16 protein-coding genes and 1 tRNA gene are annotated in these 20,511 nt (G+C 38.7%); 8 read left to right on the top strand and 9 right to left on the bottom strand.

Annotated elements, in window-relative coordinates:
• Positions 1–45: 45 nt before the first annotated feature.
• Positions 46–456 (bottom strand): hypothetical protein, encoded by a 411-nt coding sequence (locus AC04QZ_RS02575; protein WP_086546079.1) that lies wholly within the window; start codon positions 454–456, stop codon positions 46–48.
• 180 nt (positions 457–636) lie between these two features.
• Between AC04QZ_RS02575 and AC04QZ_RS02580 the strand changes: the two genes are divergently transcribed.
• Genes AC04QZ_RS02580 through AC04QZ_RS02590 form a run of 3 tightly spaced genes read left to right on the top strand, consistent with a single transcriptional unit; the run spans position 637 to position 3,805 of the window.
• A complete protein-coding gene (locus AC04QZ_RS02580; protein WP_478356451.1) occupies positions 637–2,679 on the top strand; it encodes a tetratricopeptide repeat-containing sensor histidine kinase in 2,043 nt (680 codons plus the stop codon).
• Complete coding sequence (locus AC04QZ_RS02585; protein ID WP_478356452.1) at positions 2,666–3,301, top strand: response regulator; 636 nt, start codon at positions 2,666–2,668, stop codon at positions 3,299–3,301. Before AC04QZ_RS02580 ends, AC04QZ_RS02585 begins: the two co-directional genes overlap by 14 nt.
• A 54-nt stretch (positions 3,302–3,355) precedes the next feature.
• A complete protein-coding gene (locus AC04QZ_RS02590) occupies positions 3,356–3,805 on the top strand; it encodes a GNAT family N-acetyltransferase (RefSeq protein WP_478356453.1) in 450 nt (149 codons plus the stop codon).
• Positions 3,806–3,877: 72 nt separating this feature from the next.
• Here AC04QZ_RS02590 and AC04QZ_RS02595 read toward each other — a convergent pair.
• The 3 genes from AC04QZ_RS02595 to AC04QZ_RS02605 form a co-directional block, all read right to left on the bottom strand.
• Positions 3,878–3,950 (bottom strand) — tRNA-Lys (locus tag AC04QZ_RS02595).
• A gap of 180 nt (positions 3,951–4,130) precedes the next feature.
• Positions 4,131–4,829 carry an NUDIX hydrolase gene (locus AC04QZ_RS02600; protein WP_086546083.1) on the bottom strand — a complete coding sequence of 233 codons (699 nt, stop codon included), beginning with the start codon at positions 4,827–4,829 and terminating at the stop codon, positions 4,131–4,133.
• A gap of 1 nt (position 4,830) precedes the next feature.
• Entirely contained in the window at positions 4,831–5,502 is a 672-nt protein-coding gene (locus AC04QZ_RS02605) for an HAD family hydrolase (protein WP_478356454.1), read from the bottom strand.
• Positions 5,503–5,794: 292 nt separating this feature from the next.
• Between AC04QZ_RS02605 and AC04QZ_RS02610 the strand changes: the two genes are divergently transcribed.
• Positions 5,795–6,946 (top strand): aldose epimerase family protein, encoded by a 1,152-nt coding sequence (locus AC04QZ_RS02610; protein WP_478356455.1) that lies wholly within the window; start codon positions 5,795–5,797, stop codon positions 6,944–6,946.
• 102 nt (positions 6,947–7,048) lie between these two features.
• On the opposite strand, the gene AC04QZ_RS02615 is transcribed toward AC04QZ_RS02610, so the two are convergent.
• The 5 genes from AC04QZ_RS02615 to AC04QZ_RS02635 form a co-directional block, all read right to left on the bottom strand.
• Complete coding sequence (locus tag AC04QZ_RS02615) at positions 7,049–8,218, bottom strand: alpha-hydroxy acid oxidase (protein WP_478356456.1); 1,170 nt, start codon at positions 8,216–8,218, stop codon at positions 7,049–7,051.
• Positions 8,219–8,476: 258 nt separating this feature from the next.
• The gene (locus AC04QZ_RS02620; protein WP_478356457.1) at positions 8,477–9,298 is read right to left on the bottom strand and encodes an amidohydrolase family protein; all 822 of its coding nucleotides are present in this window, start codon (positions 9,296–9,298) and stop codon (positions 8,477–8,479) included.
• 10 nt (positions 9,299–9,308) lie between these two features.
• On the bottom strand, positions 9,309–9,638 hold the full coding sequence (locus tag AC04QZ_RS02625) for an L-rhamnose mutarotase (RefSeq protein WP_478356458.1): 330 nt from the start codon (positions 9,636–9,638) through the stop codon (positions 9,309–9,311).
• 1 nt (position 9,639) lies between these two features.
• On the bottom strand, positions 9,640–10,494 hold the full coding sequence (locus tag AC04QZ_RS02630; protein ID WP_478356459.1) for a fumarylacetoacetate hydrolase family protein: 855 nt from the start codon (positions 10,492–10,494) through the stop codon (positions 9,640–9,642).
• Positions 10,495–10,527: 33 nt separating this feature from the next.
• Entirely contained in the window at positions 10,528–11,292 is a 765-nt protein-coding gene (locus AC04QZ_RS02635) for an SDR family NAD(P)-dependent oxidoreductase (RefSeq protein ID WP_086546091.1), read from the bottom strand.
• Positions 11,293–11,556: 264 nt separating this feature from the next.
• Here AC04QZ_RS02635 and AC04QZ_RS02640 point away from each other — a divergent pair, with 264 nt between their 5' ends.
• From AC04QZ_RS02640 to AC04QZ_RS02655, 4 genes are all read left to right on the top strand, one after another.
• Positions 11,557–14,292, top strand: a complete 2,736-nt coding sequence (locus AC04QZ_RS02640; RefSeq protein WP_478356460.1) for an alpha-d-galacturonidase — start codon at positions 11,557–11,559, stop codon at positions 14,290–14,292.
• Complete coding sequence (locus AC04QZ_RS02645; protein ID WP_478356461.1) at positions 14,292–15,845, top strand: MGH1-like glycoside hydrolase domain-containing protein; 1,554 nt, start codon at positions 14,292–14,294, stop codon at positions 15,843–15,845. Before AC04QZ_RS02640 ends, AC04QZ_RS02645 begins: the two co-directional genes overlap by 1 nt.
• Positions 15,846–16,023: 178 nt before the next feature.
• Positions 16,024–17,601, top strand: a complete 1,578-nt coding sequence (locus AC04QZ_RS02650; protein ID WP_478356462.1) for a glycoside hydrolase family 28 protein — start codon at positions 16,024–16,026, stop codon at positions 17,599–17,601.
• Between the two features lies 1 nt (position 17,602).
• Positions 17,603–20,419, top strand: coding sequence for a glycoside hydrolase family 95 protein (locus AC04QZ_RS02655; RefSeq protein WP_478356463.1), 2,817 nt, complete (start codon positions 17,603–17,605; stop codon positions 20,417–20,419).
• Positions 20,420–20,511: the final 92 nt, after the last annotated feature.

The following is a 20,511-nucleotide window of genomic DNA, read 5'->3' on the forward strand; positions in this document are numbered from 1 at the left end:
ATATTTATCGTTTATTTAGCCCCTATTAAAGTAACTGTGTATGGATTAATAAAGCAATTCGATTTTACTTTTAGTTAAATCGATGGTTTTGCCTACGGAGTAATCGACTGCTAATTTTGCAGAGAATGTTTTACCCGCCTGAACATCGGCTACATAACTATTTTCATCATAACCAGATCCATCAGTTGCTACTACTGTCAGTTTGAGTTTAACGGGATTAAGTGCATATTTTTCTACCGTATAATCAGTACCCGAAGTGTTCTTGATGTCAAAGTCAATTAAGACTGCCGATTGCGAAGTAAGGTTTTCCTGTTTGGTAATTTTAGCAGTGAAATTTGTCAGGGGGAACTTGTCATTTGACGGCGCATCATCCTTTTTTTTGCAGGATGCCAATAAAGTAACAACGAATAAGAAGGTAAATGCACTTGTTAACTGGGTTTTGAATAATTTTTTCATTGCGTAAATAATTTTTTATAGGTGAAATATTAATTACCCAAAGCTACAGGCACAAAATCGTAGCAGCAATGACTGGAAAAAGTCAATTTTTAACTAGCTGTTTTCAGCTATTTTTTACATTTATTTTTATATGTAAGATTTTATCTTAAATATTGCGGCAAACCGGTTTGGTCATTCGCTATGAAAATAAAAATAGGCATCGTTTGCTTTTTGTTTGCTTTTAAGCTTTACGCACAAAGTCCTGCAAATAAGTTAAATTATGCAGATAGTATTACGCAGGTATTAAAAAGGCAGTTGCCCCCCAGCAGCAAGCGCTTCTCCGATAGTTTAGTGAACCTCACCAAACGCACCAAATCTGATAGTTTGAGGGCCCGTGTGTTTTTTAAACTGGGTTTCTATTGGCGTGATCTAAATCGTACTGTATCTGAGAAATATTTAACTGCCGGCTATAAGTATGGTGCTAAATTTCCCTATGTAAAAGCCGTTTATTACCATTATCTCGGGGCTTTCTATTATCCGGTTGATGCAGCAAAAAGTGAACTTAATTATATTGAAGCAGATAAACAGTTATCAAAGTTTAATACAGAAGAAGCTTATTTTTTAAGGGCAAAAGGCTGGGGGAATTATGCCAATTTGCAGCAACAAAAAGGTGATGAACTGCTTATGGCAGAAATCCTGTTAAATAAATGCATCCCTTTAATAAAAAAAGCAGGAGTAAATGAATTTTTGGCTAAGTACTATGAAGATCTGGCAACCGTATTTATGGACCAAAAGCAGTATGATAAGGCAGAAAAATATTTTTTGCTGGCTATTGCTACTTTCGAAAAAATAGAGCTATGGGATGTGGTTCATTTATACGATGCTTACATTGGCACCACAGAAAACTATTTGTTTAACAATAAAATAACGGAAGCCAAAAGAACTTTAGAAAAAGCTAAAAATCTGATGTCGAAATGTAACGACACTTTAAGCCATACGGAGTATTATTTAGCCGAATGCATATTTTATAGAAAAACCAAAGCTTATGATCAGTCACTTCAAAGTGCAAATACCGGGCTTAAAATGGCAGTTAAAATAAACGACGATTACCAGGTAGAAGTGCTGAATATACAAAAATACAAAACACTCATTGCGCAGGGGCATTATCAAAAAGCGGCCGTTCTCATCGAAGACATCGTTCGGAAAAACAGTTCAAAATCACCAACAAATATCTTAGCCTGCTTTTTTGACCTGTCGGAAGTATATGATAAAATGGGAAATCCTAATACGGCCTATTTCTGGCTCAAAAAATATAGTGTTTTAAATGATAGTTTAAATAGGCAAGAGGTTTTAAGGAAAATTAATGCCTTAGAAATAAAGTTCAAAACAGCGGAAAATGAAAAGACAATTATGAACCTCAACGCTGAAAATGAGAAAACAAAACTCATTACAAAAAACAGCAGGTTAGTAAACTGGCTTTTAGTTTTAACCTGTGTGTTTTTATCCATTCTGGCGATAGTGGGTTGGTTCTTTTTTCGCAACAGTAAAAAACTGGCTTTGCAAAAAGATTTAAATCATCAGCAGGATCTTAAAGATATTTACAGTCAGCAACATATTCAATTGGTAGAAGTCATGTTAAATGCCAAAGAAGATGAACAAAACAGAGTAGCCAGAGATTTGCATGATGGTGTTGGTGGCATGCTGGCGGTTTCAAAAATGAACCTCGCACATTACATCAATGAAAGTAAAAATAACGACTCAGACCTCTACAATGTGACGGTTCACCTGGAAAACACGATGAAAGAACTCAGGCGTGTAGCGCATAACATGATGCCCGAAATGCTAATCAGACTGGGACTGGAGGCTTCGCTAAGGGATCTGTGCGAATCTATAGCTTCAGATCGTTTAAAGGTTGACTTTCAATGCCTGGGTATTAGCGATCATCTAAAATCACGCGAACAAATCAATATTTACCGCATTGTGCAGGAAGCCATGGCCAATGTGGCAAAACATTCCCATGCTAAAAACCTGTTGCTCCAATGTTCTCAAAATAAAAATATATTTTTCATTACCATTGAAGATGATGGGAAAGGTTTTGATACCCGTCATATCGACGCTGCTGATGGGATAGGGGTCCGGAATATAAAAAGCCGGGTAGAATACCTAAAAGGAAAAATTGAAATTTTATCGCAGGAAAATAAAACCGGTACATCCATTAATATAGAATTGTATGTTACAGCCTAAAACTACCATAGCCATAGTAGACGATCACCCGATCATAATAGAAGGGTTGGTTAAGTTGTTGCATAAAACATCCTCTTTTGAAATTGTCGGTGGTTTTACCAGTGGACAAGCGTTTATTGCTGCTTTAAAAATAAAGCCCATAAAAATTGTTTTATTGGATATTATACTGCCTGATATTAGCGGGATAGAGATATGCAAGGAAATCAAAGCCATTTCTCCCGGTACTGTGGTTTTGGCTTTTAGCAATCATCAGGAAAGGAGTGCCATTATGAAAATGCTAGCCAATGGTGCCAATGGATACATCCTTAAAGATGCACCTATTGATGAAATTGTGAATTGTATTAACATGGCTTTAAACGGGCATATTGCTTTTAGCAAAGCGATAAGTGAAATTATTTCACGACCACCTTTAGACGGGCATCAGGGTATCGCTAACCTGACTGTACGGGAAAAAGAAATTCTAAAGCTGATTGCTACAGGTTTAAATACAAATGGCATAGCAGAACGATTGTTTTTAAGCAAGTTCACCGTAGAAAACCATAGGAAAAATCTATTACAAAAAATGAAAGCCAAAAATGTAGCCGATTTAATGCGGATAGCCACCCAGGGCGGTTTACTTTAATTATCCCGCTAATATATTTACCTTTTTTACTTAATCCTTCAGCATTTATCTGTAATGATTAAATACCGCCCGGCCACTGCTGCAGACTTTGAACTCACTTTACAGCTGAAGGCTCATTCCATAAAGCCTTATATCTCTGAAATTTGGGGCTGGGATGATGCTGTGCAGCTTGAATACCATAAGCATGATTTTGTGGCGGAGCACATGCAAATTATACTGGATCGGCACGATCAGGAAATAGGATTGATCGATAAGGTAGAGACCAGAAAATTAATTTTTATTAAAAGCATATTGATTGATCATTCGGTTCAGCGAAATGGTATCGGAACTAAGGTGATGAGCGATATTATACAATACGCGCTTTTAGCTGATAAACCTATCGAACTTCAGGTCTTTAAAATTAATATTATCGCAAAGAAGTTTTATGAAAAACTGGGCTTTATAATTAAAGGGAGTACAGCGCTACACTATCAAATGATCTATAAAAACGAAGAAATTGTATAATGTTGCAATATCTGATGATTTATAAGGATAGATTTATAACAAAAAAGCCTTACATCTCTGTAAGGCTTTCTGTGATCCCGCTGGGATTCGAACCCAGGACCACTACATTAAAAGTGTAATGCTCTACCAGCTGAGCTACGGAATCATTTCCTTTTGTTTAAGGAGGTGCAAATATAGGGATTTATCTTTTTCTTGCAAACATTTTTTGAAAATGTTTTTGATGTTTTTTCCGTTGTTAAAAACCGGCTGTTCTAACTGCTTGATTTTAAATTTTGTATGCCTAAAAATTAGCTTAAAATTTATTTTAAGACATCAGCAACCATCACTATTTACTTGCTTTAGGAATAAAGTTCAGGAAAGACTGGAACTGTGCTTTGTGTTTATTCCTATCCAGTTTAAAATAAAAAGCCCCGCGGCGTGAACTTGATTTATCCTTATCCGTCTGTTTAATCAATAATCCACTGGCGGTAATCTTGCGGATAAAGTTCCGGTTATCTATCGGCGAATCGTAAACCTGCTCATATAAGGCCTGTAATTGCGGTATCGTAAATCGTTTTGGTAAAAGCTCAAATAAAATAGGGTGGAGGGCGGCCTGATAACGGATTTTATCCATAGCAGCCTTAACCATCATATCGTGGTCGAAAATTAACTCCGGAACTTCTTTTAACTTAAACCATTCGGCATGGTACTGATCATTGATCTGTTTACTGTATTTATTAATATCGATCAGTGCGAAGTAAACTACCGAAACCGTACGTTCGATCGGATCCCGATCGGGACTACCGTAAGCATGAAGTTGTTCCAGGTAAACATCATGTAATCCCGTTAACTCTAATAAAATCCTTTTGGCAGCGCCATCAAGATCTTCGCGCTCACCAATAAAACCACCCATCAAACTCCATTGATCTTTTACGGGTTCTATTGCCCTTTTTATCACCAGAAGTTTTAGCTGATCACCGTCATAACCAAAAATAATGCAGTCGACTGCAACAAGAACAGGTTTTTGATTTAAATATTTTCCCATGTTAAAATAGCCTATTTAATTTAGCATCGTTATAATCTGTAATATAACCTAAGATATTCGGATAACCTTCAAATTCTTCGATTGTATGTGTGGTGTTTAATACCATGCAGGGCATACCTGCGTTTAAAGCCGATTCTACACCTTTGGGTGCATCTTCGAAAACCAGACAATCGGCCGGCGCAATATTTAATGCTGCCGCGGCCTTTAAAAAAGTTTCAGGATCTGGTTTGCTTGTTTTTACATCATCTGCACTCACGATGGCATCCAGATAATGACGGATATTTAAGCCATCTATTACAAAATCTATATTAAAAGGTATTGCAGCAGATCCGATCGCCATTGGAATGTGAGCTTGTTTTGTGCGTTCTAAAAAGACATCCAGTCCTTCAATCAGCGCCAAATGCGGCAGGAAGCCTTCCTGATAACGCTTTTCTTTATCAATAGAAAGGCGTTCTATTTCTTCGGCGTTAAATTTATCTTTTCCGAAAACGCGTTCTAAAACTTCGTGGTTTTTACCATACATTTCTTTTTTTACGCTTTCGTAATCAAGTTTAGCACCTAAATCTTCCGTCATGATGCTGTACCAGGCCAAGGTATGGTATTCCATATCATTAATCATTGTACCGTTCAAATCAAAAAGAAAAGCCTTTGGCTTGAAATTTAAGTTATGCATATGGCTGCTAAATTATGTGATTTTTTTTACTGTTGGGAATCCTCGCCGATAATATGAAAAATAATAAGTATAATCGTTACTTTAACGTTAATAATTTTTTACTACATTAGCCATAACCAAAAATAAATCAATATGAAGCCCTGTCTGCTTTTTGTATGCAATTGGAGATCCGTTTTCACCAATTTTAATCCATGAAACCGAGCTTGTGGGTTCTTGAACTCATAAAGGGAAATAAAACACCAGTGAAAAATCATGACAGCTTCATCACACATGAAAACAAAATTTTAAACAGATGAAAAAAAAAATCTTTAAGGCATTGCCCTTCGCTACGCTATGCTTAGCCATTTCTTTTACTTCTTGTAATCCTAAATCGGATAAAGGGGCGGCAACAACCGAACAAAGTGATTCATCAAAATACACCAGTACCATTGATGGGAAAAGTATTAAACTGTATACTTTGAAAAACAAACAAGGTGCTTCGGTTTCTATTAGCAATTATGGCGGGAGGGTAGTTTCGCTTTTGGTGCCTGATAAAAGTAATAAGTTAACCGATGTGGTTTTAGGCTACGATAGTGTAGGCGCCTACCGCAAAAAAGGTGAACCATTTTTTGGTGCCTTAATTGGCAGATACGGAAACCGTATTGGTAAGGGTAAATTTAACCTGGAAGGAAAGGAATATACTTTACAGCTTAACGATGGTGTGAATACTTTGCATGGCGGTACAGATGGTTTTTTCGCTAAAGTTTGGGAGGCTAAACAATTAGATGCGCAAAAACTGGAGCTGAGTTATGTTTCAAATGATGGCGAAGCAGGTTATCCAGGGAAACTGGATGTTAAAGTAACTTACACTTTAACGGATGATAATGCCTTACAAATTGATTATTTAGCCACTACTGATAAAACGACCGTAGTGAATTTAACCAATCATGCTTATTTTAACTTAAACGGTGAGGGCAATGAAACGATTTTAGATCACGAATTGACAATTGATGCCAATGCCTATACACCAGTAGATTCTACCCTTATTCCAACAGGTAAATTACAACCTGTAGTTGGAACTGCTTTCGATTTCAATAAAGCCAAAACAATCGGGAAATCGATTGAGGAAAATGATCAGCAGTTAAAATTCGGCAAAGGTTACGACCATAATTTTGTACTGACCCACCATGATGGCAAAACACCTGTAGCAGTAGTAAAAAGTCCGGTTACAGGAATCGTAATGGAAGTTTACACGGTTGAACCAGGATTGCAGTTTTATAGCGGAAACTTTTTAACGGGCGCTGATAAAGACGGTAAAGGTGGAAAATCATATCCTCATCGTTCAGCATTCTGTTTAGAAACACAACATTTTCCTGATGCACCTAATCATGCAAATTTTGCATCGACAGTACTTAAACCAGGTGAAACTTATAAAACGAGTACTACCTATAAGTTTTTGAAATAACCATACTTAAGAAAATCGACTAAGATCATTATCGAATTTGAAATAAAAAAAGCAAGACTTCAGGTCTTGCTTTTTTTGTTTATGTTACCTGCAAATTCGGCTTTAAGGGTTTAATAACCGATCAGGAAATTGTGTAATTTTCTCAATGGTTAATTGTTGCATAATCTGGTATAAATGAGTTTTGAACATATTGATGGTATGATCGCCTCCTTCATTACCTAAAGCGCCAACTCCATACATAAAAGGCCGACCCATAAAATTGAATTCAGACCCAACGGCATGTGCTCTGGCTAAATCAACGCCTGAACGAATACCACCATCCAACATGATCTTCAATTTTGATTTGTATAGTGGATTATTCGTCATTTTGATCAGCGAATTGATTGAAGATTCGCCTGCATCAATTTGTCTGCCGCCATGATTGGAAACAATTACACCATCAGCACCGATCTGGATAGCAGCCTGCATATCTTCATCAGTGGTGATTCCCTTCAATACTAAAGGTCCTTTCCAAAGATCGCGAATGGCAGAAACCTTTTCAATATCAACCTTACCGGTAAAGGTTCGGTTCATGAATTGGCCCAGCTGCGACATGTCCATTCCTTTTTCCATATAAGGCTTTAAGGTAGCAAATGATGGAATGCCATGTTGAAGCGTTTTAATTCCCCATAGCGGACGGGCAAAAGCCTGCAAAATATTATTGATCGACATTTTTGGTGGAATAGATAAACCACTCTTAATTTCTTTATATCGTAAACCAAATGCAGGCACATCTACCAGAACAACCAATACCGGGCATTCAACAGCTTTTAAACGATTTAAGATATCATCTCTCAATCTATCCTCCGTAGGGTGGTACAGTTGAAACCAGGCTTTTCCTTCAGATACTTCGGCAATTCGTTCGATACTACTGGTAGATACGGTGCTTAATGTATAAGGAATATCGGCTTTAGCGGCAGCCCTGGCTAAAATTTCGGGTGCATTAGGCCACATCAAACCCTGCAAACCAATCGGAGATATCCCAAATGGTGCACTGTAACGACGGCCAAATAATTCAACCGACATGTCGATATCTCCACCAACACGTAAGTAATTCGGTTTAAGGTAAATATTGTCGAAGTCGCTCTCGTTTCTCGATAAATTAAGTCCCTCATTACAACCACCCTCCAGGTAGTCAAAAGCAAATTTAGGAATCCTTGATTTTGCCTTTTTTCTTAAGTCGGCTACAGAAGGGAATTGAGGATTGTAAGGGAATATAATTTTTTTACTCATTTTTAAATATTGTATTGGTCAGATCTGTTTTAACATGCGAAAACTAATACTTTATATTATATTTTCCATCCTGCTCTATCTGCTATTTTGTAATTATCGTTTCTGCCTGCGCTCTTTTCCAGGCAAGTGCACAAATATTTCTTTTGATATCGTCCTGCTGTTCCGAATGTTCAGGATCAGCATCTTTCATGTTTGTTCTGTTTACTAATTTTATGGATCCTGAAACAAGCTCAGGATAACGGGCGTTTAAAAATCAGACTAAACTCCATAAAAAGCCTTCGCATTATCGCTAAAGATTAGTTTCCTTTCAGCTGCAGAGAATTGTCCGGTGTACTTCGTAACTAAATTAAACCAATCCTGATAAGGCCTGCTGAGCAACATAACCGGCCAATCGCTGCCATACATGATCCTTTGAGCACCAAAATGTTCAAATACGACATCAAAACAATTAAAAAGCTCTTTTTCGGTCCAGTTTTTCCAGTCTGCTTCAGTAAGTAAACCCGATACTTTACAAAGCACATTTGGGTTTGCGGCCAGCGTTTTAATATTTTCAGACCAGGATTTTATCTCCTGACTTTTCACATCCGGCTTTCCACAATGGTCTAATACAAATGGCTGATCAGGAATTTGATCAACCATTTTGATGATATCAGCTAATTGATCGTGATAGCACAATAAATCGTAAGTGTAATGGTATTTTTTCAGGAGATTAACGCCTGCGATAAACTTTTTGTTCAGGATAAAATCGGCGTTTTCGGCTTGCAAGATATGTCGCCAGCCCTTAATCTTTTTAAAATTGCTCCAGTAAGTTAAACGTTCGTCTAAATTCGGATCGAGTAAATCTACCCAGCCTACAATACCTTTAACCATTTCATTATCTTCAGCCAGCGATAACAGAAAACGGTTTTCTTCTTCCGATTGGCTGGCCTGCACGGCAATACATCCTGTAATTTGAAGATCGTGATATACCGCCGTAAGATCTTTTGGAGAAAAATCATGACGGATAGCCGGCATCTCTTCATTTATCCAGCTATCTCTAACCGGATCGAAATTCCAAAAATGTACGTGTGTATCAATCATAAAAAGCGTTTTAAAGTTTAAATATCTGATCCATTAACATCCATTTTTCACCTGGTTTTGAACCTGGCAGTGCCTGCTGGAATTTCCACATTAAATTTTCCCATTCCTGTACTTTTGGATTGGTTAAATCAGCTTTTCCTTTTTCTTCAAAAGAAAAGTGCTCGTTCACTTCCATAATCATGAACAACCGGTTTCCCAATAAATAGATTTCCATGTCCTCAATGCCCGAAGAAGTAATACTTTCTTTAATTTCAGGCCAAACTGATTGATGATACTGCTTATATTCTTCGATAAGCTTTTCATCATTGACAAGATCGAGCGTTAGGCAGTATCTTTTCATATTAATTTCCGCTGTAAGCCTTAGCTGTTTGTTTGCTTGTACCTAAGCCATCAATACCTAATTCTACCACATCACCAGCTTTTAAATACCATGGTTCAGGTTTTTGACCTAAGCCCACACCGGCAGGTGTTCCGGTTGTAATCACATCGCCTGGTAAAAGTGTCATAAACTGGCTGATGTAGGAAATCATGAACGGAACATTAAAAATCAGGTTTGAAGTATTACCATCCTGCATAGTTTTTCCGTTTACGGTTAACCAAAGGCGAAGATTGTGCACATCGGCAATTTCGTCCTGGGTAGCAATAAATGGCCCAATCGGTGCGAAGGTATCGCAGCTTTTTCCTTTTACCCACTGTCCGTTTCTTTCGATCTGGAACTCACGCTCACTATAATCGTTATGCAAAACATAACCGGCAATGTGGTCTAATGCGTTTTCTTCAGTAACATAGCTTGCCTTTTTGCCAATCACAATAGCCAGTTCTACTTCCCAGTCGGTTTTTTTACTGTTTTTTGGAATGATCAGATCATCATTTGGTCCAACAATTGCTGAAGTAGCTTTGAAGAACAAAATGGGCTCTGATGGGATAGGGGCATTGGTTTCTGCAGCATGGTCCTTATAGTTTAAGCCTACACAGATTATTTTTGAAGGACGGGCTAATGCCGGGCCAAGACGCACACCTTTATCTACCTGAGGTAAATCAGCAGATTGAACAGCGGTCTTTAATTTCTCCAGGCCATCGCCACCAAAAAAATCTTCATTATAATCTTTAACCAATGCTGAAACATCGAAATAATTATCGTTTATAATTACGCCTGGTTTTTCAGCTCCGGCTTCGCCAAATCGTATTAATTTCATTATAAAATTCTTTATGGTATTTGAAAATATTTATTAATTGTTTAAGGTAGTAAATCCACCATCAATCGGATAATCACAGCCTGTAATAAAAGATGCTTCGTCGCTACATAAGTATAAAGCAAGGGCACCCACTTCTTCTGGTTTGGCCATTCTGCCAATAGGTTGTGTTTTAGAAAGTTTTTCGAACATTTCAGGGATATTATCCGGGTAATTCTTCTGTAAGAAACCATCTACGAATGGTGTATGAACCCTCGCCGGTGAAATAGAGTTACACCTGATGTTTTCTCCAATATAGTCTTTCGCTACACTCATGGTGATTGCTTTTACAGCCCCTTTTGCAGCGCTATAAACAAAACGATCAGGAAGGCCGATTAATGCGGCAATTGAAGCCATATTAATAATAACACCTCCACCTGATAAACGGATCTGTGGAATAGCCGCGTGTAAGCAGTTATAAACCCCTTTTACGTTTACGCGCATCACGCGGTCAAAATCAGCTTCATCGGTTGTATCGGCTTTTCCAATATGGGCAATACCTGCGTTATTAATCAGGATATTGATATTTCCGATTTCGTTAAAAACTGCTGCAACCGCCTGGTGATCTGAAACATCACAACCATAGCTGAAAGCTACTCCACCATTTGTTTTAATTTCATCTAAGGTATCCTGCGCGTGTTCCGTTCCTAATTCGATGATGTGAACCTCAGCACCTTGTTTGGCTAAAATAGTCGCAATAGCTTTTCCAATGCCACTTCCTCCGCCTGTAACTACGGCTTTTTTGTTTTTTAGTGAAAACATGTATATGATTGGTTATAAATTATAATTGATTAGAATACAAATAAAATAAATATTCTTGATTAAAAATTTTATCTTCTTGTCTAAATATTAACAGATATTGTCATACGCCGTAACGAATGTTCAAATGGCCTTACCTTGCATAAATTTTACAAAGCCAATCAGTATTATTACTTATATTTGAATATTATCTTTATATTTAAATATAATATTAACCAAATATTACATAAAAACCTAGCAATAGGTTTTGTTATTAGAGCCTGTTGAATGAGAAATTTTCTGATTTTTATTTCCTGTTATTTTTTATCCATATCATTTTCAAATGCCAGTGTTCCGGCGCCGAAAACAATTGTAATTTCAACGGAAAATCACGTGCGTGTGCGCTTTGGTGCCGAAAAGCTTTCAAAAGCCTTAGCTAAGTTGAATTATTCAACCAAAATAGAACAAAAGGATAAACTTACAGCGACGAACAATATCATTGCCGTTGGTGTATTTTCAGATAAACTTTTTGCCAATAATCTTCCGGCAGAAATTAAAAATAAAATCTCCGTTACCCAAAAAGAAGGTTTTCATATCTATAGCGGAAAAAATGGGGTGCTTTATATTATAGGTAACGATGCATCCGGTGCTTTATATGGTTGTGTCGAACTGGCCGATCAGATCAACAGCAAAGGTAAATTGCCCACGCAGTTGACCTTTTCCGATCAGCCTGAAATGGTGTTAAGAGGTACCTGTATTGGTTTGCAAAAACCTGATTACTTACCAGGACATGATGTTTACGAATATCCCTATACGCCGGAAACTTTCCCCTGGCTTTATGATAAAGCTTTGTGGATTAAGTATCTCGATATGATGGTCGAAAATCGCTACAATTCGCTTTATTTATGGAACGGACATCCTTTTTCATCGCTGTTGCGCTTAAAAGATTATCCCTATGCCGTGGAGGTAGACGATGCTACTTTAAAAAAGAATGAAGAAATTTTTCAGTTTTTAACCAAAGAAGCTGATAAACGCGGCATATGGGTGATCCAGATGTTTTACAATATCATTATTCCAAAACCTTTTGCTGATAAACATGGCTTGAAAACACAAGATAGAAACCGGCCCATTATTCCTTTAATTGCCGATTATACCCGCAAATCGATTGCTTCATTTGTAGAGAAATATCCGAATGTAGGTTTAATGGTGGCTTTAGGTGAAGCGATGGAAGGTGTCGGTCAGGATGATATTGATTGGTTTACCAAAACTATTATCCCAGGAGTAAAAGATGGATTAAAGGCGGCTGGCATTAAAGAAGAACCTCCGATTGTACTGCGGGCGCACGATACCGATGCACCAAGTGTAATGAAAGCGGCGTTACCCTTTTATAAAAACCTGTATACTGAAAATAAGTTTAATGGCGAGGCTTTAACGACTTATACACCACGTGGCGCCTGGGCCGATTTAAACCGGAAGTTAGCAGCTATTGGTACGGTTAATATTTCTAACGTACATATTTTAGCGAATCTAGAGCCATTTCGGTATGGTTCGGCCGATTTTATCCAGAAATCAGTTCAGGCGATGAACAAAATTTATGGCGCAAAAGGTTTGCATTTATATCCTCAGGCCAGTTACTGGGATTGGCCTTATTCGGCCGACGAAGTAAAAGGCAGGCTGCTGGAAGTAGACCGCGATTGGATCTGGTACAAAGAATGGGCAAGATATTCTTGGAACTCACAAAGAAACCGCAGTCAGGAAATAGATTATTGGGGCAAAGAACTGGCTAACAAGTACGGGGCTAATTTAACAAGTGGTAAAGCCATTCTGAATGCCTACGAAGAATCAGGTGAAATATCACCTAAACTGTTGCGCAGGTATGGTATTACCGATGGCAACAGGCAAACATTAACCTTAGGCATGTTGATGACGCAGCTGATTAACCCGTTGCGTTATGGATTGTTTACTTTAATGTACGAATCTGAAGCTCCTGAAGGAGAGATGATTATCGAGTATGCAGAAAAAGAATGGAAAAAACAGGGACACATTGGTGAAACACCCGTTCAGGTGGCACGCGAAGTGGTAGAGCATGGTAAAAAAGCCATCCAATCGATTAATGAGGCGGCACCGAATGTAAGCAAAGATACTGCAGAATTTAAGCGCCTTAAAAACGATATCTATTGTTATGATGAAATGGCTAATTTTTATGCTGAAAAAGTGAAGGCAGCACTTTGGATACTGAGATATAAATATTCAAATCAGGTAGCTGATTTAGAGCAGGCATTACCTTTTCTCCAAAAAAGTGTAGATCATTATGCTAAACTCGTTAAACGCACAGAACACAGTTACCTGTACGCCAATAGCATGCAAACCAAACAACGAAAAATCCCGATGCGTGGTGTAGATAAAACTTTTATCCACTGGAAAGAGATGTTACCTGTTTTTACCAAAGAACTTAATCATTTCAAACGCAGTATCGATTCTCTAAAATCAATAAAACAGGGAACAGTCGCCGCAATTGTGCCCTATAAAGCTGCTGAGGTTAAAGTTTTAAACGAAACAGAAAGTTATGTGATTGCTAAAGATGCACAGCTTTTCGCAGATACTGCGGTTAAAATTAAAGAAGTTGCCGCACAATTGTTAGGTTTAAAGGGGATCAAACTTGCGAAAGAAAAACAAATTAAAACCGGTACTGAAATTAAATTCAGTACGAAAACACCTGTAAAATTGCTGATAGGCTTTTTTAATCAGAAAGATCCTCAATATCTTGCTCCTCCACAGTTGGAAACAGATGCCAGTGCCAATAATTATGGCCAATCTGAAATCAAGATATCGAACGCATTAGTACCTTATGGCTTTCCTCCGGTAAATGTTCATGCTTATTCTTTCCCGGCAGGTACACACACATTAAACCTGGGTAAAGGAGCCTGCCTGGTTTTAGGTTTTATTGATGATAAACAGGAACTGCGCATTTTTAATGCGGGTTTAGATGGTAGAGGAAAAGATATAGATTGGTTATTTGAATAATGAAACATACAAGAAATTTTATAACAACAGTTGTATTGTCGGTAATGGCAATCACAGGTTTTGCGCAGCAGAAATCAATTCTGGGGACTGATAAACTGAAGAAATATGTCACCTATTTCAATTCTATAGACACAGAAGCGGTTAAAAACTATATACCCAATGCAGATGCCTTCGCCTGGTTAGCGGAACAGGCACCATTATTCGAATGTCCTGATTCGGTTTTAGAGCAAAACTATTACTACCGCTGGTGGACTTATCGCAAACACCTGGTTAAAACACCTGAAGGTTTTATCTTCACCGAGTTTATCGAACCCGTTAAGCATGCCGGAAAATATAATTCCATCAGCTGTGCCTTAGGTCACCATATTTACGAAGGCAGATGGTTAAAGGACAATGCTTATCTAAAAGATTATATCAAATTCTGGCTTTACCATGCCGATGTGGGTCAAACCAAACAACGTTTTCATCAATTTAGCAGCTGGGTAGACGATGCCATTTATCAGAATTATTTGGTGCAACCTGATCTGGAATTTTTAAAGGAGATTTTGCCTGCATTAGATAAAGATTACAGCAAATGGGAATCGGAAAGACAGCTTAAAAACGGCCTTTTCTGGCAGCATGATGTTAAGGATGGCATGGAAGAATCCATCAGTGGATCACGAAAAGACCAGAATCAACGGCCAACCATAAACAGTTATATGTATGGCAATGCGATGGCTCTGGATAAAATTGCCACGCTTTTAGATGATGGAATGCTTGCCGGTAAGTATAAAAATAAAGCAGTAGTCTTGAAAAAATTAGTTCAGGACAGTTTATGGAATGTTTCTTCTTCGTTTTTTGAAACCAGAAAAGCCAAAGGAGGTTCAGCTGATGTGAGGGAAGCCATCGGTTTTACACCATGGGAATTTAACCTGCCGGATGATCAGTCAAAATATGCAAAAGCCTGGGACCAGCTGCTCGATACTGCCGGATTTAAAGCACCCTGGGGATTAACCACCGCCGAAAGAAGAAACCCAACATTCAGAACAAGGGGTACAGGACATAGCTGTGAATGGGATGGTGCACTTTGGCCTTTTGCCAGCTCGCAAACTTTAAAAGGATTGGCCAATCTGTTGACCAACTATAAAAAACACGGTAAAATGAATGCCGAAGTTTTTTACCAGGAACTGCACCAATACGCGGCTTCTCACGTTAAAAATGGCAAACCTTATCTGGGTGAATACCAGGATGAGAAAACAGGAGAGTGGTTAAAGGGCGATAATCCGCGAAGCAGTTTTTATAATCACTCCACTTTTAATGATTTAATTATAAATGATTTGGTGGGTATAAAGCCACGTCAGGATAATGTGCTTGAAATTTCTCCATTAATCCCTAAAAATCAGTGGGATTGGTTTATGTTAGATCAAGTTTCATATCACCATAAAACACTGACTATATTGTGGGATAAAACCGGAAAAAAATACAATAGAGGTAAAGGATTATTGGTGTTTGTGGATGGCAAAGAGATTTACAAAGGCAAAGATTTGAAACCTTTAAAGGTGCAGATGAATTAGTGAAATACCTTGGTCTGTGTCCTCACAGACCAAAGTAAAAATTGATTAATGGGCGATGAAATCGCCATTCTCACGCATCCTCGTTACAAACGAGGACGATGTGGGGTCTGTTTTGCATAACTGATGCTGATCCCGAAGATTCGGGACAGCATGACGCAACACTTAATAATATAACCAAATGAAATACATGCTCAAAACCTTAATTTTTGTACTTGCAATTTGTAGTGGAATAACCGCTAAGGCCCAGTCGTATTACAACGTAATTAAATATGGTGCAAAAAACGATAGCAGCAAACTGGCCACTACCGCTATCAAAAATGCGATAGATGCAGCATCCAAAGCTGGTGGCGGAACGGTTTATTTCCCTGCCGGAAAATACCTAACGGGAGCCATACATTTAAAAAGCAACATCACCATCTTAATTGATGCCCGAGCTGAATTACATTTCAGCGATAATTTTGATGATTATTTGCCGATGGTAAAAAGTCGTTACGAAGGTGTTGATGTAACCAGTTTTTCACCCTTGTTTTATGCCTATAAAGTAGAAAATATCTCGATTATCGGCAGAGGACTTATTGATGGTCATGGCAAGAAATGGTGGGATTTTGTTGAAGGTTATAAAGAAGGGCAGGCCCGATCGAAATGGCAAACTATTTTTGACGGTTTAAATAAGGATATTCTTTTGCCTGACGATCCCAAACAAATGAAACGAGGTTTTCTTCGTCCGCCGTTTATACAACCCATGTTTTGTAAAAATGTGTTGATTGATGGGATCACGATCCGTAATTCGCCTTTCTGGACGGTAAATCCTGAATTCTGCGAAAATGTTAAGGTTCATGCGGTTACCATCAACAACCCGCATTCGCCAAATACGGATGGCATCAACCCGGAGTCTTGCAAAAATGTACACATTTCAGATTGCCATATCAGCGTGGGCGACGATTGCATCACCATTAAATCAGGCAAAGACGCGCCAGGAAGAAAAATGGCTGTTCCGGCAGAAAATTATGTCATTACCAATTGTACCATGTTATCAGGTCATGGCGGTGTGGTGATTGGTAGCGAAATGTCGGGTGATGTACGCAAAATTGCCATTTCCAATTGTATTTTCGATGGAACAGAGCGAGGCATCCGTATTAAAACCGCACGCGGCAGGGGTGGTGTGGTGGAAGATATCAGGGTGAGTAACATCATCATGAAAAATATTACCGATCAGGCTATTGTATTGGATATGCAATATGCAAAAACCAATGTCGAAGCCGTTTCAGCGCGTACACCGATTTTTAGAAATATTCATTTCAGCAACATTACAGGACAGGTTAACCAGGCGGCTTATTTAAACGGTTTAGAAGAAATGCCTATCGATAATATTACCTTCAACGACATTAATATGGATGCTAAAACTGGCTTTTCTATCCAAAATTCCAGTAATATTGAGTTTCATAATGTAACGGTAAATACAGAACTAGGAGCCTCATTAAAAGCTTTAAAAGTTAATAATTTAATTGTTGATGGTTTAAAAAGCAATAAACCTCATGCCAATGCAGCAATAATCGATCTTACAAATGTATCAGACCTGTTTCTGTACAATGCTTTTCCGACGAAAGAAACAGTTACTTATTTGAAATTAAACGGAGCCGAAACTAAAAATATATTCCTGGGAAACAATAATTTTAGGCGGGTGAAGGAGGCGGTTAAAAAAGAGAAGGAAGTGAGTAGTAACATCGAAATTATTTCGGGAGATAAAGGACAATAATATGAAGTTTAAACTTTTATTAAGTACATCATTTTTATTATTAACTGCTCATTTTAGCAGCGTTGCACAAGAAAACAACCATACTTTATGGTATACTAAAGCTGCCGAAAAGTGGACTGATGCCTTGCCCATCGGAAATGGCAGACTGGGCGCCATGATTTTTGCAGGAACAGCTGTTGATCATATCCAATTTAACGAGGAAACCTTATGGACGGGCAAGCCAAGGGATTATAACCGGAAAGATGCCTATCAATATCTTCCGGAGATCAGAAAGTTACTTTTTGAAGGAAAACAGGCCGCCGCTGAAGCCCTGGCTCAAGAACATTTTATGGGCCTGCAAAGCAGTTCGGGTGACAGAAAAGTTTGGGTAAATGAAATGAAAACCGGAAAAGGTATCCAGGGAAACCCAGCACTTGCAAGCTTTGACGACAAAAGCTGGAAAACCATAAAAGTACCTGCTTACGAAGGATGGGAAACTGTAGGTTTAGCCAATTTAGACGGTGCCGTTTGGTTCAGAACCACTTTCGATGTACCCGAAAACTGGGCAGGAAAAGATCTAGTTCTCGATCTTAACCGCATCCGTGATCAGGATTTTACTTATATAAATGGTGAATTGGTTGGCAATACCGATAATACGGAGCCAAGAAAGTACACCATACCTGCCAAACTGATTAAAAAAGGTATAAATGTAATTGCCATCCAGGTACTTAATTATTTTGATAAAGGTGGATTGGCCGGTTATAAAGACACCACAAAAAAGATTGGCATTTATCCCGTTGGAGCAAGTATGGAACAGGGTGTTTCGCTGGTTAAAGAATGGAAATATAAAATTCAGGATGAAAACCCACCAGCCGTTCCGCAATACCAGGGAAGTTATCAGCCTTTTGGTGATTTGAATCTGTATTTCAAACAAACCAAATCGATTGTTACCAATTACAAACGGTCTTTGGATATCAGTACGGCGATTGCTAAAACCACTTATACTTTAAATGGCGTAAACTATACGCGTGAGTATTTTGCAAGTCAACCGAATCAGGCGGTAGTAATCCATTTAACGGCTGATCAAAAAGCTGCTATAAGCTTCGATGCCGAACTTTCCAGTCCACACCGAAAATCATCGGTAAAAGCTTTAGCTAACAACGTAATTGCATTAACGGTTCAGGTTAAGGATGGCGCATTGAAGGGCGAGAGCCGGTTAACCGCGCTTGTCAAAAATGGCTCATTAAAGATTCTGAATGGTAAAATCAGCATCAGTCAGGCCGATGAAGTAACGCTTTATTTAACAGGTGGAACCAATTTTATCAATGCACAGGATGTTTCGGGAAATCCGGCAACCGCAAATATTAAAGCGCTAGATGGTTTGAAGGGTAAACCTTATGCCGAAATCAGGCAGCAGCACATTAAAGAATATCAAAGCTATTACAACACTTTTAGTGTCAATTTTGGTCGCTCAGAGAATGAAAACCTTCCCACAGACGAAAGGTTAGCAAAATTTGCGACCGCTAACGATCCTGCTTTTGCAGCCTTATATATGCAATATGGAAGGTATTTGTTGATTTCGAGCTCTCGCCCGGGTACACAACCGGCTAACCTGCAGGGAATCTGGAACGATTTGTTAACTCCGCCATGGGGAAGCAAGTACACGACCAATATTAACCTCGAAATGAATTATTGGCCGACAGAAACTCTCAATTTATCGGCACTAAACGAACCACTTTTTAGCAAAATCAAAGGATTATCTAAAACCGGTGCTGAAACGGCAAGAGCATATTACAATGCCCGTGGCTGGGTTTTACACCACAACACCGATTTATGGAATGGAACAGCGCCAATTAATGCTTCAAATCATGGCATTTGGGTAAGTGGGGGGGGCTGGTTAAGTCAGCATTTATGGGAACATTACCAATTTAGTAAAGATCGTAAGTTTCTCGAAACCGAAGCCTATCCTTTAATGAAACAGGCAGCCTTGTTTTTCGAAGATTTTCTGGTGAAAGACCCAAAAACAGGTTGGTTAATCAGTACGCCATCCAATTCGCCTGAAAATGGTGGTTTAGTGGCTGGCCCAACAATGGATCACCAGATCATCAGGTCGCTGTTTAAAAATTGTATTGCTGCCTCAGAAGTACTTAATATCGATGCAGATTTTAGAAAATCACTAGCGGAGAAAGTCAAACAGCTGGCACCAAATCAGATAGGTAAATATGGTCAGTTGCAAGAATGGCTGGAGGATAAAGACGATACCACCAACAAACACCGCCATGTTTCGCATTTATGGGGTGTTTACCCTGGAAACGACATTACCTGGGATAGCAATGAAAAGATAATGCAAGCCGCAAAACAGTCCTTATTGTATCGAGGAGATGATGCTACCGGCTGGAGTCTGGCCTGGAAGATCAATTTCTGGGCAAGATTTAAAGATGGCGATCATGCGATGAAACTGGTGAAAATGCTGATGAAGCCGGCTAATAATGGCGCAGGTTCTTATGTAAACCTTTTTGATGCGCATCCACCTTTCCAGATTGATGGAAACTTTGGCGGCGCAGCCGGAATTGCCGAAATGATCGTGCAAAGTCACCAGGGTTATCTGGATATTTTACCGGCATTGCCAACAGCTATTCCTTATGGTGAAATGAAGGGACTCCTTGCCAGAGGGGGCTTTGAACTGGATTTAAACTGGGATAAGGGATTACTAACCTCATTAACCGTAAAATCTAAAGTGGGTGGGGCTTGTAAAATCCGTTACAAAAACCATAACATCAATATCGAAACAAAAGCAGGTGAAAGCTATAATTTAAATGGAGCCCTGAAATCGCAATAAAATATGAACAACAAAATCGTTATTGCGAGAAGGAACGACAGCCTGCCCCGACTTTTCGGGGAAGTAATCTCCCTTAGAAGAGACTTGTTAAA

The organism is Pedobacter folensis, assembly GCF_056490665.1.

Bases quoted from the DNA above. Each gene is read 5' to 3' on its own strand.
- AC04QZ_RS02575 (WP_086546079.1), bottom strand. From the start codon at position 456: ATGAAAAAATTATTCAAAACCCAGTTAACAAGTGCATTTACCTTCTTA.
- AC04QZ_RS02580 (WP_478356451.1), top strand. From the start codon at position 637: ATGAAAATAAAAATAGGCATCGTTTGCTTTTTGTTTGCTTTTAAGCTT.
- AC04QZ_RS02585 (WP_478356452.1), top strand. From the start codon at position 2,666: ATGTTACAGCCTAAAACTACCATAGCCATAGTAGACGATCACCCGATC.
- AC04QZ_RS02590 (WP_478356453.1), top strand. From the start codon at position 3,356: ATGATTAAATACCGCCCGGCCACTGCTGCAGACTTTGAACTCACTTTA.
- AC04QZ_RS02600 (WP_086546083.1), bottom strand. From the start codon at position 4,829: ATGGGAAAATATTTAAATCAAAAACCTGTTCTTGTTGCAGTCGACTGC.
- AC04QZ_RS02605 (WP_478356454.1), bottom strand. From the start codon at position 5,502: ATGCATAACTTAAATTTCAAGCCAAAGGCTTTTCTTTTTGATTTGAAC.
- AC04QZ_RS02610 (WP_478356455.1), top strand. From the start codon at position 5,795: ATGAAAAAAAAAATCTTTAAGGCATTGCCCTTCGCTACGCTATGCTTA.
- AC04QZ_RS02615 (WP_478356456.1), bottom strand. From the start codon at position 8,218: ATGAGTAAAAAAATTATATTCCCTTACAATCCTCAATTCCCTTCTGTA.
- AC04QZ_RS02620 (WP_478356457.1), bottom strand. From the start codon at position 9,298: ATGATTGATACACACGTACATTTTTGGAATTTCGATCCGGTTAGAGAT.
- AC04QZ_RS02625 (WP_478356458.1), bottom strand. From the start codon at position 9,638: ATGAAAAGATACTGCCTAACGCTCGATCTTGTCAATGATGAAAAGCTT.
- AC04QZ_RS02630 (WP_478356459.1), bottom strand. From the start codon at position 10,494: ATGAAATTAATACGATTTGGCGAAGCCGGAGCTGAAAAACCAGGCGTA.
- AC04QZ_RS02635 (WP_086546091.1), bottom strand. From the start codon at position 11,292: ATGTTTTCACTAAAAAACAAAAAAGCCGTAGTTACAGGCGGAGGAAGT.
- AC04QZ_RS02640 (WP_478356460.1), top strand. From the start codon at position 11,557: ATGAGAAATTTTCTGATTTTTATTTCCTGTTATTTTTTATCCATATCA.
- AC04QZ_RS02645 (WP_478356461.1), top strand. From the start codon at position 14,292: ATGAAACATACAAGAAATTTTATAACAACAGTTGTATTGTCGGTAATG.
- AC04QZ_RS02650 (WP_478356462.1), top strand. From the start codon at position 16,024: ATGAAATACATGCTCAAAACCTTAATTTTTGTACTTGCAATTTGTAGT.
- AC04QZ_RS02655 (WP_478356463.1), top strand. From the start codon at position 17,603: ATGAAGTTTAAACTTTTATTAAGTACATCATTTTTATTATTAACTGCT.